This window comes from Nocardia cyriacigeorgica, from assembly GCF_010858045.1.
In the GTDB taxonomy this organism is placed as follows: domain Bacteria; phylum Actinomycetota; class Actinomycetes; order Mycobacteriales; family Mycobacteriaceae; genus Nocardia; species Nocardia cyriacigeorgica_E.
Window position 1 is genome coordinate 1 of sequence record NZ_JAAGVC010000275.1, and the last position, 302, is coordinate 302.

The 302-nt window shown below is 62.3% G+C and carries 1 protein-coding gene; it reads left to right on the forward strand.

All coding sequences use genetic code 11. The features are described from left to right. Positions 1-2: 2 nt before the first annotated feature. The coding region (locus GV790_RS29685) for an MCE family protein (protein WP_309139052.1) at positions 3-302 on the forward strand (300 nt) is incomplete at its 3' end.

Here is a 302-nt window from a genome sequence, read left to right on the forward strand (position 1 = left end):
TCGTGGACAGCGAACAGAACATCGACGCGTTGCTGGCCAACCTCATCGGACTCGCGAACACCGCGACCCCACTCTTGAACGACACCGAGGGCCCGATCGTCGAAGCGCTCAGGCTCCTGGAACCCACCACGGCTGTGCTCAATGAGTACCGTTCGGGGCTGTACTGCACCATCGTCGGCCTCGGCTCGAACATGCATATCGTCAATGACATCTTCGGCGGCCGCTATCCGGCCGTCACGATGAACGCGGGTGTCATGCCCGGCGGCGAACCGTACAAATACCCGGAGGACCTGCCGAAGGTG